This window comes from Nocardia sputorum (genome assembly GCF_027924405.1).
Taxonomy (GTDB): Bacteria; Actinomycetota; Actinomycetes; order Mycobacteriales; family Mycobacteriaceae; genus Nocardia; species Nocardia sputorum.
On the sequence record NZ_AP026978.1, the window covers coordinates 3,066,707 to 3,082,579 of the forward strand.

Sequence of the window (15,873 nt, forward strand, 5' to 3'; positions counted from 1 at the left end):
CGTTCGTCCGTCACTGCCGCTTCCTTCCGTGCAGAACCGAGATGAGCTGGTCGACGATCGCGTCCACACGGTGATCGCGCCGGAACGACGTCAAGGGCAACGGGGATGGAAACAGTTGCCGCGTGGTCGCTTTGGCGTAGGTGAACTCCTTCAGCCCGTCCGGCCCGTGGACACGGCCGAAGCCGGATGCGCCCACACCGCCGAGCGGCAGAGCGGGGATGGTGGCGTGCGCGACGAACGCGTTGATCGAGATGCCGCCCGCGCGGATGCGGTCGGCGATGTCGCGACCGTTACGGCGGGCGAAGACGGTGCCGCCCAGCCCGTACGCGCAGCGATTCACCAGCTCGACGGCCTCGTCCATGTCCCGGACCTTGGCGACCGTCAGGGTGGGGCCGAAGGTCTCCTCGGTCACCGCGGCCGCGTCCTCGGGGACGTCGACGAGGATGGTCGGTTGGACGAACTGGCGATCGATCGCCTCCGGCCCGCCGAGCACGGCGCGGGCGCCGCGCGCGACGGCGTCCTCGATGTGACGGCGTATGACGGAGAGCTGCTTGGGCATGGTGATCGGTCCGATCTTCGAGTCCGCGGCACCGGCCTGGATTCGGCTCGCCGCCGCCACCAGCTTCGCGAGAAACTCGTCGTAGACGTCGGCATGGACGTAGACGCGTTCCACGGCCAAACAGGTCTGCCCGGCGTTGGACAATCCGCCCCACACCGCCGCGTCGGCAGCGGCGTCGAGGTCGGCGTCCGCGTCGACGATCAGCGCGTCCTTGCCGCCGCACTCCATCAGCACCGGTGTGAGGTTCTCCGCGCACGCGGCCAGGACGAGCTTGCCGGTGGCGGTCGACCCGGTGAAGCCGATCTTGCCGACGCCGCTGCGGCACAGCGCGTTCCCCGTTTCGCCGAGACCGGTGATCACCTGCAGCACCGGCTCGGCGGGTGCGGTGCGGGTGAACGCTTCGGCGAGCCAGAGCCCGACGCCGGGGGTGTACTCGCTGGGTTTGAACACCACCGCGTTCCCGGCGGCCAGCGCGAACGAGATGGAGCCCAGCGGAGTGAACACCGGATAGTTCCACGGTCCGATGACGCCGACCACCCCGAGAGGAAGGTATTCGACCGTGGCCACGTGGTTCACCGTGAGCAGGCTCGACGGGACGGTGCGGCGGCCGAGCACCTTCTCGGCATTGCGTGCCGCCCACCGCAAGTGTTCGAGCGCCATGGCGATCTCGAGTTTCGCGTCGGATACTGGTTTGCCCATCTCCCGGTGGATGATGTGGGCCAGTTCGTCACGGCCGGCGGCGATCTCGGCACGCCACGCGTCCAGATGCCGGGCGCGACCGGCGAAGCCGAGATCGCGCCACCAGGTCGCGGCCTCGTGCGCGGCGGCGACGGCGGTGTCGACGGCGTGGCGATCGTGCACCGGGTAGGTGCCGACCACCGCGCCGGTGGCCGGATCGTGCACGTCGAAAGTCGACACGACGGACTGTGCGGGGTGGTTGGTGGAGACGCTCATAGGGTGGGCTCGCTCGTTCGGCGGCGGATAGACAACGCTGTCCCTTTCGTGTGTCGGTCTCAGAGGTCGACCACGAGGTGCTCGCTCGCGGCACGGGAGACACAGACCAGCATCTGGTTCTCGCGTTCGGCGGCGGTGAGCACGCGGTCGCGGTGGTCGACGGCGCCGGAGACGACCGCGACTTTGCAGGTGCCGCAGAAACCCTGTCGGCAGGAGTAGGCGACGTCCGGCAATTCGCGGTGGATCGCGGTGAGCGCCGTTTCGTCGGCCGCGACCCGGATCGTGGTCCCGGCGCGGGCCAGGGTGAGATCGAACTCCGCGCCGTCGACGACCGGAAGGGCGGAGAACCGTTCGGTGTGCAACGAGGCGGTCGGGTTGAGTGCGAACAGGCACTGCTGCGCCGCCTCCAGCATCGGCGGTGGCCCGCACACGTACACCGCCGCGCCGGGTTCGGCGCGAGCCAGCAGCGCGGCGACATCCGGCGGCCCGAATTCATCGTCCGGCCTGACGTCGGCGTCCGGCAGGTCGGCGAGGAACGGCATGGTCTCGCGTGAGCGGCCGACATACACCAGACGTCCCCGTGTGCCCGCCGCCTTGACCATCGGGAGGATCGGCGTGATGCCGATCCCACCGGCCAGGAACAAGTACGACGGCGCGTCGACGAAAGTGAACGCGTTGCGCGGCCCGCGAATCCGCAACCGGTCGCCGATCCGCAGCGATTGATGGATCTCGCGCGATCCGCCGCCTCCTTCGGGAATGAGCCGCACCGCGATGCGATACCGGAACCGGTTGCTCGGGTCGCCGCACAGCGAGTACTGGCGCTGACGGCCCGACGGCAAGAAGACGTCCACGTGCGCGCCCGGCCGCCACGTGGGCAGCGGGCCGCCGGCGGCCGCGCGCAGCGTCAGGCTTACCACGTCGGCGGCTTCGCGATCGATCGCGGTGATCGTGGTGTCCAAGTCGAACCCGGTGCGCCGCACCACGTTCGGACGGGACAGGAGCGAAGCGGCTCGCCCGGTGACGAACACCTTCCGGTAGATGTCCATGACATCGCCGATCAGCCGCAGTCCCGAGGGCGCCGAGCGGTCTTCGAGGGCAGACGATCCGGTCATCGGTGCGCCGCCCGTGCCGCCGGTGAGTGCGCGAGATAGCGCAGGGCCTTGTCCATCGGTCCCAACTGGGACGGATGGAAGCCAGGACGCAGATACCGCGGCATCTCGGTGAAGAAGACCGTCCATTTCGGGATGACGCCGCGCCGGGTCGCGCTCCAGAACTGCAGTGCCCAGAACCGGCCCTTCTCCGAAGACGGATCCTTCCGGTAGAGATAGGCGGTCGAGACGATGAACAGCGGCAGCAACGTCGCGCTGGCCAGGATCGCCGTCCGGGTTTTCCGCGCGTAGCTGCCATCGAGATGCATGAACGCGTCGTAGACGACGCTGCGGTGCTCCACCTCTTCGGCGCCGTGCCAGCGGACCAGGTCCAGCATCGCCGGGTGCATGCCCTTTTCCTCGAGGATGTCGGCGTTGAGCAGCCATTCCCCGAGTACCGCGGTGTAGTGCTCCATGCCCGCGAACAGGCCGAGCCGTTCCTTGAGCCATTCCTCCCGCGCACGACCGGTCAAGCCGTGGTCGCCGAGGATGCGGTCGACGAGCCAGGCGACCTTCGAGACATACGAGTCGACGTCCAAGCCGATCGACTGGAGATGCCTGCGCGCGGCTTCGTGACTGTTCGCGTGCATGGTCTCCTGCCCGATGAACCCCGTCACCTCCTCGCGCAACCGTTCGTCATCGATGTAGGGCAGCGCTTCGGTCAACGCCTGCGCCATCGCCCGTTCCCCTTCGGGCAGCACCAGGTGCATCACGTTGACGATGTGGGTGGCCAAGGCCTCGCCCGGTATGTAGTGCATGGGCACGGAATCGAAGTCGAAATGGACGTCGCGCGCATGGATGGCATGCGCTTCGTCGCGATACCGGCGCTGCGTCGCGCCCTCCTGCTCAGCCATGATCCGACCATACATAGCTACAAATCGTATTGCAATGTTGCAGCAACAACACCGGAAGAATGTTGCAGGAGGGCTGGATTTTGCTAGCGTTGGCCTATGCCCACCGCCTCGAAGGCCGCCACGAGCAGCGAGAACGTCCCCGGGACCCTGGTCACCCGGATCCTGGACGCGGCTCTGGTGCTGTTCGAGCAGGTCGGCGTCAAGAAGACGACGATCGAGGAGGTCGCCCGGAAAGCGGGCGTCGACCGGGTGACGGTCTATCGCCACGTCGGCGGCCGCGACGACTTGGTGCAAGCCGTGATCAGTCGCGAGGTGGCCGCGGTGCTCGCCGAGATCACCGAGATCGCCGACCGCCACGACGACCTCGGTGAGCTGGTCGCGGACATCTTCGTCACCGTCATCACCCGCTGGCGCACGAATCCGCTCGTGGCACGCATGCTGACGCTGGAACCGGCGCGCGTGGTCCTCAAACTCACCGTCGACGGCGCGGCTCCGTTCGCGATGTCCGTCCACGCCACCGCCGCCGCCCTCCAGCGCGCCGTCGAGCGCGGAATCCTGCCTCCCGCAACGGATCTGACCACCCGCGCGGAGATCGTGTGCCGGATCGTCCACTCCCTGATCCTCGCGCCCCACGGGCTCACCGAACTCGAAACCGACGAGCAGCTAGACGAATTCGCGCGCACGTACCTGGTTCCGGTAGTGGCCGGACCGACCGCCGTGGCCGGCTGATCCCGACGCGTCGGGCCGGTCGGTGGGATGCCGCGTGCGCGGCAGGTGAACGCTCAGTTCCGCGCGCCGCAACGACATTCGGTGGCTTGTAGGGTGTGCTCGGAGCCGGAGGCACGTCCGGCGCGGTCGCTAGGGAAGGGACAGCAGGGATGTCGGACGCTTCGGTCGAGGTGCTCCTGGACGACTTCGAGAGCAAGGACAGGTGGGAACTCGCCGGAACCGGGGCCGACCGGACCCATCTCACGACCTTCGCCGAAGGCGCGCCGAGCAAACGGCCGGGCGTATACGCCGACGGCGTCGCGGGCGCCGACTACCGCGCGCTCGTCCTGCTCGTCCGGTCGGCGACCGACGACCTCGAAGTCGACCTCGTGGCCAAGCCCGGCCGCGCATTGTCGATCCCCGGGCGGTTGGCCGCCCTCAACCTGTGGGTGCGTTCGCCGCACGCGTCGATCCGGGTGTCCGCGCGACTCCGTGGCGCCGGAGGGGGCGAGCGCGAGCTGGTGCTGGGAAGCGTCCCCGCGACCGGCGAATGGCGGCGTCTCGAACAGGAACCGGCGGATCCCGTGGACGACGGCGAAATCGTCGCTGTGACGATCCGGCTCACCCAGGTGGTGAAGCAGGAAGGGGAGGTCATGATTCTGCTCGACGACCTGACCGCCCGCGCCACGGCCTGAGCGAACGACCGGGACCTGATGGGCTGAATTCCGGCAGCCCGCATCCACTTCCAGCGGATTCCGGATCGGTGTGCCGTTGGCGAGCGCCCCGGTGAACCGTTCCCACGCTTACGCCCTCGTCGAGGAAACGCTTCGGCGGGCTTGCGGCGCACGGTATCTCGGTGGTTCTCGCCTGGGATCCTGCCCGTGTGGACATCCGGTCCACGCGGGTAAGGCACGGGCCCGTCACGCGTTGAATAGCGAAAGGTGTGCTGTTCGCATCGTTCGCGGTCGGGCGAGCGGGGTGACCGGTGTGCTCCGAACGGGTCGCCGGACAATGTCCCGCTGATCACGTCATGAGTGTAGTGCCGTGTGGCACCGAACTTCTGGATGTCGATGACGTCGAGCAAGTGCCTCGATGATCTTGCCATCCGAAACGCTCCAGCCAACGAAGAGTTCAGGTAGCTGAACGTTGACTGTGTGCTGAGCGTGAAGGAGGAGGGGTGGCGAACGCGATGACCTGCAAGGTGGCTGTCGTCGGCGCGGGCTTCGGCGGCATCGGGATGGGGGTCGAGCTGCGACGAGCCGGCATCACCGATTTCGTGATCTTCGACCGGGGCGGTGACGTGGGCGGCGTCTGGCGGGACAACACCTATCCAGGGTGCTCCTGTGACGTACCGTCGCATCTGTATTCGTTCTCCTTCGCGCCCTACCGCAGCCGGCGCATTCGGTTTCCGCGCCAGGCGGAGATCCTGGACTACCTGCGCGGGGTGGTGGCCGACCACGGTTTGGCGCCGCATCTGCGATTGGGTACCGCGATCAGCGAGGCCACCTATCTGGAAACCCGCGGCGGTTGGGAACTGGTCACCTCCGAGGGACAGCGCGTGCACGCGGAAGTGGTGGTTTTCGCCGTGGGGCAGCTGCACCGGCCGAACATTCCCGATCTTCCCGGCCGGGCAGACTTCGCAGGACCGTCCTTCCATTCCGCGCGCTGGGACCACGGACAAGACCTACGCGGGCTGGAGGTGGCTGTGATCGGCACCGGTTCGAGCGCGGCCCAGATGCTGCCGGCGCTGGCCGCGACCGCCCGCCGCGTCCGCGTCTTCCAGCGCACGCCGCACTGGGTGCTGCCCAAACCACCGGCCGATTTCGGGCCGCTCGCCCGAGCGGCGCTGCGGCTGCCCGGCGCGCACTGTCTGTATCGCCGAGCGCTGTACTACGGCGCCGATGCGGTGCTCGCGCCGATCATGCACCGGGGCTGGTCGGCGCGCCCCGCCGAATGGGCTGCCCGAGGGTATCTGCGTAGCCGGATCGCGGACCCGGAACTGCGCGCGAAACTCACTCCCGACTACCCGATCGGGGGGAAACGCATCATCTTCGACAGCCACTACTACTCGACGTTGACCCGCGAGAACGTCGAGCTGGTCACCGCTCCCATCAGCCGGATCACCCGGGACGGACTGCGCACCGCCGACGGCGCATTCCATCGGGCCGACGTGATCGTCTACGCCACCGGCTTCCGCGCTCCGGAATTCCTGGTCCCGATCACCGTGCGCGGGCGCGGGGGAGCGCTGCTGCACGACGAATGGCGCGCAGGCGCGGCGGCTCTCCTTGGTGTGGCGGTTCCGGGGTATCCGAACGCGTTCCTGATCGCCGGACCGAACAGCTTCAATCCCGCGGGTAGCAACCCGGGAATGAAGGAATGCCAGATCGACTACATCATCCGTTGTCTGCGCTGGCGGGACCGGATCGGCGCGTCCGCCGTCGAAGTCCGGGCAGGCGCGATGCGGGCACACCGGCAGTGGATCGAGGCGGCCCTCGCGAAGACGGTGTGGCCTGCCGTGGGGCCGAGCTGGTACAAGCACGAGAGCGGACGCGTCACCAATCCGTGGCCGTCGTCGGCTCGCGCGTTCGACCGCGCGTTACGGCGACCGCCGTCCGAATCGTTCCGCGTTGTCTTGCCCGATCCGGCGACTCCGGACGGGAAGCTCCCGAAGCGAGCGAAGCGGAGGAGGAATCGTGCCGGGCCGATGCCATCCGCGCCGGAGCCGACCGCGGGCATCGGCACCGAATGAGCGGGCTCGATCCCGCGCGGCTCCCTTGGTTCGGTCACGTCGAAGCTGCGATGACCGGTTCGTAGAGCGCGACGTGCCAGACCGCGCCGGGCGTCGGCCGTATGACGGCTCGGCGTTCGTGCGGTCCGGTGACCGGCTGCGCTGCCTCGAATCCTTCGGCGCGCAGCCGGTCGAGTTCGGCGTCCAAGTCGGCGACCTTGATCGCGAGGAACGGGGTGTCGTCGTCGCGGTCGGTGCCCGCGAGCATGACGCGGACTCCGTTGCTGTCGAACTGGGCCCATCGGTCGCCGTCGACCGCCGTGGGTCCGGCGCCGAAGATCGCGGTCAGCAGGGCCACGGTCGTGGCCAGATCGTCGGTGGGGTAGGCGGGCCCGATTCGCTGGATGGTCATCAGTCTCCGTAACAGTGGGCTTGTTCAGGAACGCGGCACGGCGTGCGCGGTACGAACGGCCGAGTAGGTGGCGGCGTTCGCGCGCAGCGCCTCGGGCAGGTGGTCGGCCATGCTCAGGAATCCGTGGAACATGCCGTCGTATCAATGGATTTCGGCCGCGACACCGGCTTGCCGCAACCGCCGCCCGTAATCTTCGCCCTCGTCGCGCAACGGATCGAATTCGGCGGTGACGATGTGTGCGGGCGGAAGTCCGGACAGCTCGGCGCGCAGCGGGTTGGCGTAGGGGTCGGCGCCGTCGTGCGCCTGCGCTTCGGGTGTCAGCGGCATCCGGCTCGCTCCCTCGCCTACTGCTACGCGTCCGGCGGCAAGAATTTGCCCGCCGCCAAGCCGCCATCGATCGTGACCTCGGCGCCCGTGACGTAGGCCGAAGCGTCGGAGGCCAGGAACGCCACCAGTTCGGCGACCTCCTCGGGCTCCCCGGTGCGTTGCAGCGGCAAGGACGGGAAGCTGCCCGGACCGGTGGTCAGATATGGGACCATCGGCGTCGCGATCGGGCCCGGGTGCACCGAGTTGACCCGGATTCCGGCGGGGCCCAGCTCGAGTGCCGCGGTCTTGGACAAACCACGCAGCCCCCATTTCGACGAGCCGTAAGCGGAATGGCCCATCAGCCCCTCGAGGCCCGCCTGCGAGGAGATGTTGACGATGGAGCCGCCGCCCGCCCGCGTCATCGGCCCGACCGCAGCCTGGATGCCGCGAAACGCGCCGAGCAGATTGACGTGCAGAATGCGTTCGAATTCCTCCGGCGATGTCTCGGTCAGCGGCTTCGCGGTGTAGATGGCGGCGTTGTTCACCAGGACGTCCAGCTTGCCGAACGCCGAAACCGCCTCGCCCACAGCTGTTTCCCAGTCCGCTCCGCTGCCGACGTCGTGCCGGACGAAACGGGCCGCCGCGCCGAGCGACCCGGCCAGCTGTGTTCCTTCGGCTTCCAGAACGTCGGTGATCACCACGCGGGCGCCGCGCTCCACGAACAGCCGCGCCTCGGCGGCGCCCTGTCCCCGCGCGGCGCCGGTGATCAGGGCGACCTTCCCATTCAGGTCAACCATGTCGAACTCCTCTTGTTCTCGGCGATCGCCGTGGGTCAGCTGTTGCGGAAGTGGGGGATGACCTTCTCGCCCCAATGCCGGATGGTCTCCAGGCAGGCCTCCTGCGGCACGGTGCCCATCTGGATGAGGCAGAGGATCTCGTCGGCGCCCGCGGCCTGCAGGCGCTCGACGTACGCGATGGCGTCCTCGGGGCTGCCGTAGGCGTGCTCGACATTGAAGACCGAGGTGGCGCCGGTCTTCACCGGGATCTTGGCCTCGTGCAGGTAGGCCACGTGGTCGTCGGCGGCCTGCTTGATCGCGGCGACCTCGTCCGCGTTCGGGTCGACGGCCTCGTCGGGGGCCGGGCCCGCGCCGTAGTAGTGCTTGATGGATTGCGCGAAGAAGCGCTGGCCGCGAGCGCCGATCTGCTGGGCCTTCTCCCGGTCGTCGAGGACGATGGTGGGGCACAGCGCCGCGAAATGATCGTTCACGACGGTCGACACGAAACGCTCGCCCGTGCGCGCGGCGATCGCCTCGTCGTAGGTGCGCCGCAGTTCGGCGATCTCCTCCACACCCGCGAATCCCAGGACCAGTGCGCCGATTCCGTAGTCGGCGGCCATCTTCAGCGTGTCCTTCTTGGTGCAGGCCATGAACAGCGGCGGATGCGGCAACTGCTCCGGTCGCGGCAGCAGCGAATGCGGCGAGACCTGCAAAAGCTCACCGTTGTACTCGAATTCGGCTTCGGGATCCTGCCACGCCTTGCCGATCATCCGCAGCGATTCCTCCACCTCCTGGTACGTGCGCTCGGGGTCGACACCGCACATGGAGGTCTCCACCGGGGTCGCGCCGCGGCCCGCGCCCAGGTTGAGCCTGCCGCCGGACAGCACGTCGAGCATCGCGGCGCGTTCGGCGGCGCGCACGGGGTGGTTGAAGTTGAACGGCATGCACACCACGCCGTGCCCGATCCGGATCCGCTCGGTCTTGGCGGCCACCCAGGTCAGAAAGACCTCCGGGGCGCTCATGTGCGCGTACCACTTCAGTCCGTGGTGTTCGACCGCCCAGACGGTGTCGAATCCCATCTGGTCGGCGAGCACGGCCTGCTCGACACAGTCGCGCAGCACTTGGTGCTCGTGCTCGCGCGACGGGTCGGCCATCTGGGCCTCGAAGATCATCGAGAACTTCATCCGGTCTCCTTCTCGATCGCCCGATCGGGCGATCAGCGGTTTCGTCGGTGTGGCTCGTCCCAGGGCCGGAACGGCCGGAGCGGTATGCCTAATCGAAATATGACCGGTGGAACTTCTCAGGTCAGGCGCAAGTCCCGGTGGCCGGGACGGTCCGGTGCCGCGCCCCGATGGGCGTCCTAGCGTCGGTGCGAAGCGACGGTCAGAGAGGACGGGAATCGGTGGGACAACTCGACGGCAAGGTGGCGCTGGTCACCGGCGGGGCGCGGGGGATGGGCGCCGAGCACGTGCGGCAGTTCGTGGCCGAAGGAGCGCGCGTGGTGTTCGGTGACGTGCTCGACCACGAGGGAATGGCGTTGGCCGCCGAGCTGGGCGACGCCGCGCGATTCGTGCACCACGACGTGACCAGTGAAGCCGATTGGTCCGCCGCGGTGTCCGAGGCGGTCTCCCATTACGGGCGGCTCGACGCGCTGGTGAACAACGCGGGCATTCTGCGGTTCGTCCCGATCACCGAGATGGCCCTGGCGGACTTCACCGCGATCATGACGGTCAACGTGACCGGCACCTGGCTGGGCATCAAGGCCGCAGCACCCGCGCTGGCCGAGACCGGCGGCGGCTCGGTCGTGAACGTCTCCTCGGTGGAAGGGTTCGTCGGCGCGGCGGGCCTGTCCGCCTACAGTGCGAGCAAGTTCGCCATCCGCGGCATCACCAAGTCGGCCGCTCGCGAGCTGGGCCACCTGGGCATCCGGGTCAACTCGCTGCACCCGGGTGGCATCGCCACGCCCATGACGGCGGCGGTGGCCGGGGCGTCCGGCGTGGACGGCGAGGGCTTCTTCGCGAGCCTGCCGATTCCGCGCTGGGGGCAGCCGGTCGAGGTCTCCCATGTGGCGGTGTTCCTGGCGTCGGACGCGGCCGGTTACTGCACCGGCGGCGAATTCGTCGTCGACGGCGGCATGCTGACCGGTTGCGGCTACTGACGGAAGCGATGCGATGACTCAGGAATTCGAATTCGACGTGGTGGTAGTCGGCTCCGGGGCCGCGGGCATGACCGCCGCGCTGACGGCCGCCTACCGCGGGCTGTCGGTCACGGTGATCGAGAAGAGCCGCTCCTTCGGCGGGTCCACCGCGCGGTCCGGCGGTGGCATCTGGATCCCGAACAACCCGGTGCTGCAGCGCGAAGGCGTGCCCGACAGCCCGGAACTGGCCCGCACCTATCTGAAGGCGGTGGTCGGCGATCGGGTGCCGGACGCCAAGCAGCGCGCCTTCCTCGATCGCGGACCCGAGATGATGCGCTATCTCGGCGCTCGCAGCAAATACTGGGAATTCGTCTACGACCGCGGCTATTCCGACTACCACCCGGAATTCCCCGGTGGCCTGGCCCAAGGGCGCAGCATCGAGCCCGCGCCGCTGGACGGACGACTGCTCGGCGGCGATCTGCACAAGATCAATCAGCCGACCATGTCCGGACCGAAGGGCATCGCGTTCACGGTCAGCGACTTCCACGATCTGAACATGATCGCCCGCACCTGGGCCGGCAAGCGCACCGCGATCAAGGTCGGGATGCAAGCGGTCGGGAACAAGCTGCGGGGGCGGTTGCCGCTGAGCCTGGGCAAGGCGCTGGCGGCCCGGTTGTGGCTGTCGCTGCGGGACGCCGGGGTCCCGGTGTGGCTGAACACGCCGCTGACCGAGCTGGTCACGGAGGGTGACGCGGTGGTCGGCGTGCGCGCCGAGCACGACGGGACGCCGGTGGTGATCAAGGCGCGCCGCGGGGTGGTGCTGGCGGCGGGTGGCTTCGAGCACAACCTGGCGATGCGCGAGCAGTACATGAGCGGTCCGCAGTCCACCGAGTGGACGGTGGGCGCCACCGAGAACGTCGGAGAGGGCATAGTCGCGGGCCAGAAGGCCGGTGGCGCAGTGGATCTCATGGGTGACGCCTGGTGGGGTCCGTCCGTGCGCAACCCCGATGGGCCGCCGTTCTTCTGTCTGGCCGAGCGTTCCCAGCCCGGCGGCATCATGGTCAATCACGCGGGCGAGCGATTCGTCAACGAATCGGCCCCGTACGTGAACGTGGTGCACAAGATGTACGAGCAGGAAGCGACGGGCGTCGGGCACATTCCGGCGTACTTCATCATGGACCAGCGTTTCCGGGACCGATACCTGTTCCTCGGGAACTTCCCCAAACGTCCTCTCCCGCAGAAATACCTGGATGCCGGGATCATCAAGCAGGCCGAGACGCTGGCCGACCTCGCCGCCCAGATCGGCGTGCCGCCCGCGGCGCTTTCCGCGACGGTCGAGCGTTTCAACCGCTTCGCGCTGGCCGGTCGCGACGAGGACTTCCGGCGCGGTGATTCGGCGTACGACCGCTACTACGGCGATCCCACCGTGCGGCCGAATCCGTGTCTGGCTCCCGTCGAACAGGGCCCGTTCTACGCCGTCGAGATGGTGCCGGGCGATCTGGGCACCAAGGGCGGATTGGTCACCGACGAGCACGCTCGCGTCCTCGACAGCGGCGACCGGCCGATCCCCGGCCTGTACGCGGCGGGGAACAACTCGGCCTCGGTGATGGGCAACGACTACGCGGGCGCGGGCGCGACCATTGGTCCCGCCATGGTGTTCGGCTACATCGCGGCCGGTCACCTGGCCGACAACCAGCCTGGCGCGACTGCGCGGGCAGTGGAAGGAGAACGTTGATGGGACGGGTGGACGGCAAGAATGTCATCGTGACCGGCGGCGCCCGGGGCATGGGCGCGGCGTTCGCGCGGCGGCTGGTCGCCGAGGGCGCCACGGTGGCGATCACCGACGTTCTGGTGGACGAAGGCGTGGCGCTGGCTGCCGAGTTGGGCGATGCCGCGACCTTCCTTCCGCTCGACGTCACCGACGAGTCGGCGTGGAACGATGTGGTCGCCTACACCGAGAAGGTGTTCGGGCCGGTCTCGGGTTTGGTCAACAACGCGGGCATCGTGCACGTCGATCCGATCGAAAAGCTGTCGGAAGCCGACTTCCGCAAAGTGATCGACGTCAACCAGGTCGGGGTGTTCCTCGGCATGAAGGCGGTGCTGGGGTCGATGCGCCGAGCCGGAAGCGGCTCGATCGTCAACATCTCCTCGATCGGCGGCATCATCGCCTTCTCCAACATCCTCGGCTACACCGCGTCCAAATGGGCGGTGCGCGGCATGACCAAGACCGCCGCGCAGGAGTTCGCCGCCGACGACATCCGCGTCAACTCGGTGCATCCCGGCGTCGTGGTCACGGAGATGACCGCGGACTCCGCGCGCTCGCAGGGCATGTCGGGCAACCAGCCGATCCGCCGAGCCGGCCGACCCGAGGAACTGGCGAACCTGGTGCTGTTCCTGATCAGCGACGAGTCGAGCTTCAGCACCGGCTCGGAATTCGTGGCCGACGGCGGCTACACGTCCCTGTGACGACGTCCGGCAGGGCAACCCGGCGGACCTACCGCCGACCGAGACAAGGAAAACAACCGTGAAGAACTTCGAGGGCAGAACCGCCGTCATCACCGGCGCGGGCGCGGGCATCGGCCGGGCGGTGGCGATCGAACTCGCCCGCCGCGGCGCCCGGCTGGCGCTGTCGGGCCGCAACGTGGACAACGTCGCCGAGACCGCGGCGCTGTGTGGCAAGGAAGACGCCCAAGCCCGCGCCTACAAACTGGACGTGACCGACCGGGACGCGGTCTATCGGCACGCCGACGAGGTGGCCGAGGACTTCGGCCGGATCAACCTGGTCGTCAACAACGCCGGAGTCTCGCTGACCGCGAACGTGGAAGAACTCAGCTGGGCCGACTTCGAATGGATCGTCGGCATCAACTTCTGGGGCGTCGCGTATGGCACCAAGGCGTTCCTGCCCCATGTCATCGCCTCCGGTGACGGGCACATCGCGAATGTGTCCAGCATGTTCGGCCTGGCGGCCTGCCCGAGCCAGGGCGCCTACAGCGCGACGAAGTTCGCCATCCGGGCGTTCACCGACGCGCTGCGCCAAGAGATGACCATCGCCGGACACGCGGTCGGCGTCAGCAGTGTGCACCCGGGCATGATCAAGACCGACATCGCCTGGAAGGCGCGGGCGGGCGGCGACCGCGATCGCGACGCCTTGGCCGCCAACTTCGACCGCCTGGCCAAGACCACCCCCGAGCACGCCGCACGGGTCATCGTGAACGGCATCCGCAAGAACAAGGCGAAGATCCTGATCGGCACGGACGCCCATGTGATCGATTGGCTGCCGCGCCTTTTCGGAGCCGGCTACCAGAAGATCCTGACCGCGCAGATGAAGAACGAAGTCGCCTGACGGTCCGGGGCCTTCCCGCCGAGGTGGTCCTACCGCGCTCGAGAAGTTCGAGAACTTCGATGACGTAGACCCTCCCGGCTGCGCGCCGGGAGGGTCTACCGAGTATTGCGAATCGCAACTCTCAGTGGCAGACCCACAGGGCGTCGGCCTTGTTGTCACCGCCGGCGGGCACATTGCCCTTGCTGTTGTCGGGGACCGAGACGAGAAGTTGCCATTCCTGACCGGTCCAGTTGTAGACCCCGACCGTCTTTCCCGTGCGGTTCCAGTACGAGCTCAGACGATCTCCAAGCCCTTCGTTGCCGATGTCGTGCAACAGGCAGTTGTTGTCGACCTGCACGAACATGCCGGTACCGCCGCGCTGGTCGTAGCCGCAGAACAGTCCGCCGGGGCAGTCGTAGGCCGCAGACGCCGGTGCAGGCGCGAGGGCTGCGCCGTACCCGGCGACCGCGAGGGTGGCCGCCGCCGCGACACTGAGACGGCGGAACAGTTTGAGTGAGGACATGATTGACCCTTCGAAGCCGATGGGATCGGGTATCGGTGCGGCGGGAATCCGCCGCACTCATGATGGGTGGACCGGACCGCCCGCGACTATCCACCTCGCGCGAGTTCTGTCCGGGCTGCGCGGCGGGTCAGGCGCGCAGCGTCACCGACGGCGGCACATCCCATCGCCGCCGGTACAGGGCCGAAAAACGGCCCAGATGCCAGAATCCCCAGTCTGCGGCTACCGCGGCGACCGTGGTCTTGGTGGGGTCCGCGGCGGCCAGCGCGGCGTGCACGCCCACCAGCCGAGCTTCACGCAATCGCGCCGTCGGTGTGGTGTCGAGGTATCGCCGGAAGCCCTCCTGCAGGCTCCGCACCGAAAGTCCTACTGCCTCCGCGATATCGGTGACGGTGAGCATTTCGTGCGCGTGGTCGGCGATGAGTTGTTCGGCGAGGCGGATGGGACGCGGCGTCGAGTTCCCTGGGGCACCGTCGAGCAGGAGCTCCGAGTAGCTGTTCGGCTGCGCCAGCAGGAGTTGGGACATCATCAGCTGCTCGACCTGCGGCCGCAGCCGCGGATCCAGGAACAGGCCGGGGCCTTCGGCGTCGGCTTGCAGCATGCGCAGCGATTCGAACCAGATCCGGGCGGCCGGTGACCGCAATTGCATCGCGACGGCCATCCGCAGCGGACGATCCGGCGGCCGGCCCAGCATCCGCCGCAAATGGTCGTCCAACGCGGCACGGTCGAATCGGACGAGTAGTTGCCTGCTGCTCTCGTGCCAGTTCATGTCCAGGGGCGCGTCCGGGTCCGGAACCGAGGCCACCGCCGGGTCGGAGGCGATATCCGTGGTCCCGTTGAGCACCCGGGCCCACCCGGCCAGCGGAATTTGAACCAGGCGGAAGGTTTCGATGGGTTCGGTCCGGATCCGAACCTGAACCCCGTAATGCTTGTAGACCAGGCCGACATCACCGTACCGGACGACATTGCAGCTGGCCTCCATGGTGGAGGCGCCCGGATCGAGCCGGTGCTCACGCAGAATGCCGCTCATCCCCGCCCGGGCCACGTCGGGGTCAGCGGTTCGGAAATAGCGATGCCCCGACAGCGGTTCAACGAACATTCCGACTGCCCTCCAAGCAGCAGGCGCCGCGCCAACGGGCCTGGATCAGCGGATGTCGAAGGTATTGTCCGCCGACACCTGCGGATACACAATCGGTTTCGCATCGCGCCCCGAAACCCCGGCCAGCCCGCCAAGAACGGCGTCCCCACGATCACCGGATGAGTCGCCCCCCTACGGCAATCGTCTTGCAGGCACCGGCGCCACCCCGAGCGCGCCGCCCGGGTCATCGTTAACGGCATCCGCAGGAACAAGGCGAAGATCCTGATCGACAGGGATGATCGCGTAATCAATTGGCTGTCGGACCGTTTCGAGCCGGTCACCAGAAGATCCTGACCGCGCAGATAAAGAAC

At 68.1% G+C, this 15,873-nt stretch carries 16 protein-coding genes; 7 read left to right on the top strand and 9 right to left on the bottom strand.

Annotation, left to right across the window (positions count from 1 at the left end; genetic code table 11):
* Nucleotides 1-10 precede the first annotated feature (10 nt).
* From QMG86_RS14045 to QMG86_RS14055, 3 genes are read right to left on the bottom strand one after another with little or no spacing between them, the layout of a single operon-like run.
* Entirely contained in the window at nt 11-1,513 is a 1,503-nt protein-coding gene (locus QMG86_RS14045) for an aldehyde dehydrogenase family protein (RefSeq protein ID WP_281879996.1), read from the bottom strand.
* A gap of 59 nt (nt 1,514-1,572) precedes the next feature.
* Complete coding sequence (locus QMG86_RS14050) at nt 1,573-2,625, bottom strand: PDR/VanB family oxidoreductase (protein WP_434086179.1); 1,053 nt, start codon at nt 2,623-2,625, stop codon at nt 1,573-1,575.
* Entirely contained in the window at nt 2,622-3,515 is an 894-nt protein-coding gene (locus tag QMG86_RS14055) for a metal-dependent hydrolase (protein WP_281879999.1), read from the bottom strand. Before QMG86_RS14055 ends, QMG86_RS14050 begins: the two co-directional genes overlap by 4 nt.
* 96 nt (nt 3,516-3,611) lie before the next feature.
* Between QMG86_RS14055 and QMG86_RS14060 the strand changes: the two genes are divergently transcribed.
* From QMG86_RS14060 to QMG86_RS14070, 3 genes are all read left to right on the top strand, one after another.
* A complete protein-coding gene (locus QMG86_RS14060) occupies nt 3,612-4,244 on the top strand; it encodes a TetR/AcrR family transcriptional regulator (RefSeq protein WP_281880000.1) in 633 nt (210 codons plus the stop codon).
* 149 nt (nt 4,245-4,393) lie between these two features.
* On the top strand, nt 4,394-4,918 hold the full coding sequence (locus tag QMG86_RS14065; RefSeq protein WP_281880001.1) for a hypothetical protein: 525 nt from the start codon (nt 4,394-4,396) through the stop codon (nt 4,916-4,918).
* A gap of 482 nt (nt 4,919-5,400) precedes the next feature.
* Nucleotides 5,401-6,972: a flavin-containing monooxygenase gene (locus tag QMG86_RS14070; RefSeq protein ID WP_281880002.1), complete on the top strand. Its 1,572-nt coding sequence runs from the start codon at nt 5,401-5,403 to the stop codon at nt 6,970-6,972.
* 34 nt (nt 6,973-7,006) lie between these two features.
* Here QMG86_RS14070 and QMG86_RS14075 read toward each other — a convergent pair whose 3' ends face one another.
* The 4 genes from QMG86_RS14075 to QMG86_RS14090 form a co-directional block, all read right to left on the bottom strand.
* A complete protein-coding gene (locus QMG86_RS14075) occupies nt 7,007-7,363 on the bottom strand; it encodes a VOC family protein (protein ID WP_281880003.1) in 357 nt (118 codons plus the stop codon).
* 141 nt (nt 7,364-7,504) lie between these two features.
* Nucleotides 7,505-7,690 carry an alpha/beta hydrolase fold domain-containing protein gene (locus tag QMG86_RS14080; protein ID WP_434086180.1) on the bottom strand — a complete coding sequence of 62 codons (186 nt, stop codon included), beginning with the start codon at nt 7,688-7,690 and terminating at the stop codon, nt 7,505-7,507.
* Nucleotides 7,691-7,713: 23 nt separating this feature from the next.
* Nucleotides 7,714-8,466, bottom strand: coding sequence for a glucose 1-dehydrogenase (locus QMG86_RS14085; protein ID WP_281880004.1), 753 nt, complete (start codon nt 8,464-8,466; stop codon nt 7,714-7,716).
* Between the two features lie 35 nt (nt 8,467-8,501).
* Nucleotides 8,502-9,629 carry an LLM class flavin-dependent oxidoreductase gene (locus tag QMG86_RS14090; RefSeq protein WP_159840495.1) on the bottom strand — a complete coding sequence of 376 codons (1,128 nt, stop codon included), beginning with the start codon at nt 9,627-9,629 and terminating at the stop codon, nt 8,502-8,504.
* Nucleotides 9,630-9,796: 167 nt separating this feature from the next.
* Between QMG86_RS14090 and QMG86_RS14095 the strand changes: the two genes are divergently transcribed.
* From QMG86_RS14095 to QMG86_RS14110, 4 genes are read left to right on the top strand one after another with little or no spacing between them, the layout of a single operon-like run.
* On the top strand, nt 9,797-10,603 hold the full coding sequence (locus QMG86_RS14095) for a glucose 1-dehydrogenase (protein ID WP_281880005.1): 807 nt from the start codon (nt 9,797-9,799) through the stop codon (nt 10,601-10,603).
* 13 nt (nt 10,604-10,616) lie between these two features.
* Nucleotides 10,617-12,317, top strand: coding sequence for a 3-oxosteroid 1-dehydrogenase (gene kstD, locus QMG86_RS14100; RefSeq protein WP_281880007.1), 1,701 nt, complete (start codon nt 10,617-10,619; stop codon nt 12,315-12,317).
* The gene (locus QMG86_RS14105; protein WP_281880008.1) at nt 12,317-13,048 is read left to right on the top strand and encodes a glucose 1-dehydrogenase; all 732 of its coding nucleotides are present in this window, start codon (nt 12,317-12,319) and stop codon (nt 13,046-13,048) included. The genes kstD and QMG86_RS14105 overlap by 1 nt, the downstream gene beginning before the upstream one ends.
* 58 nt (nt 13,049-13,106) lie before the next feature.
* A complete protein-coding gene (locus tag QMG86_RS14110) occupies nt 13,107-13,925 on the top strand; it encodes an SDR family NAD(P)-dependent oxidoreductase (RefSeq protein ID WP_281880010.1) in 819 nt (272 codons plus the stop codon).
* Nucleotides 13,926-14,046: 121 nt separating this feature from the next.
* Here the strand turns inward: QMG86_RS14110 and QMG86_RS14115 are convergent, their stop codons facing one another.
* Both QMG86_RS14115 and QMG86_RS14120 read right to left on the bottom strand, forming a co-directional pair.
* Nucleotides 14,047-14,427 (bottom strand): peptidase inhibitor family I36 protein, encoded by a 381-nt coding sequence (locus QMG86_RS14115; protein ID WP_281880012.1) that lies wholly within the window; start codon nt 14,425-14,427, stop codon nt 14,047-14,049.
* A gap of 127 nt (nt 14,428-14,554) precedes the next feature.
* Entirely contained in the window at nt 14,555-15,523 is a 969-nt protein-coding gene (locus QMG86_RS14120) for an AraC family transcriptional regulator (RefSeq protein ID WP_281880015.1), read from the bottom strand.
* Between the last annotated feature and the right edge of the window lie 350 nt (nt 15,524-15,873).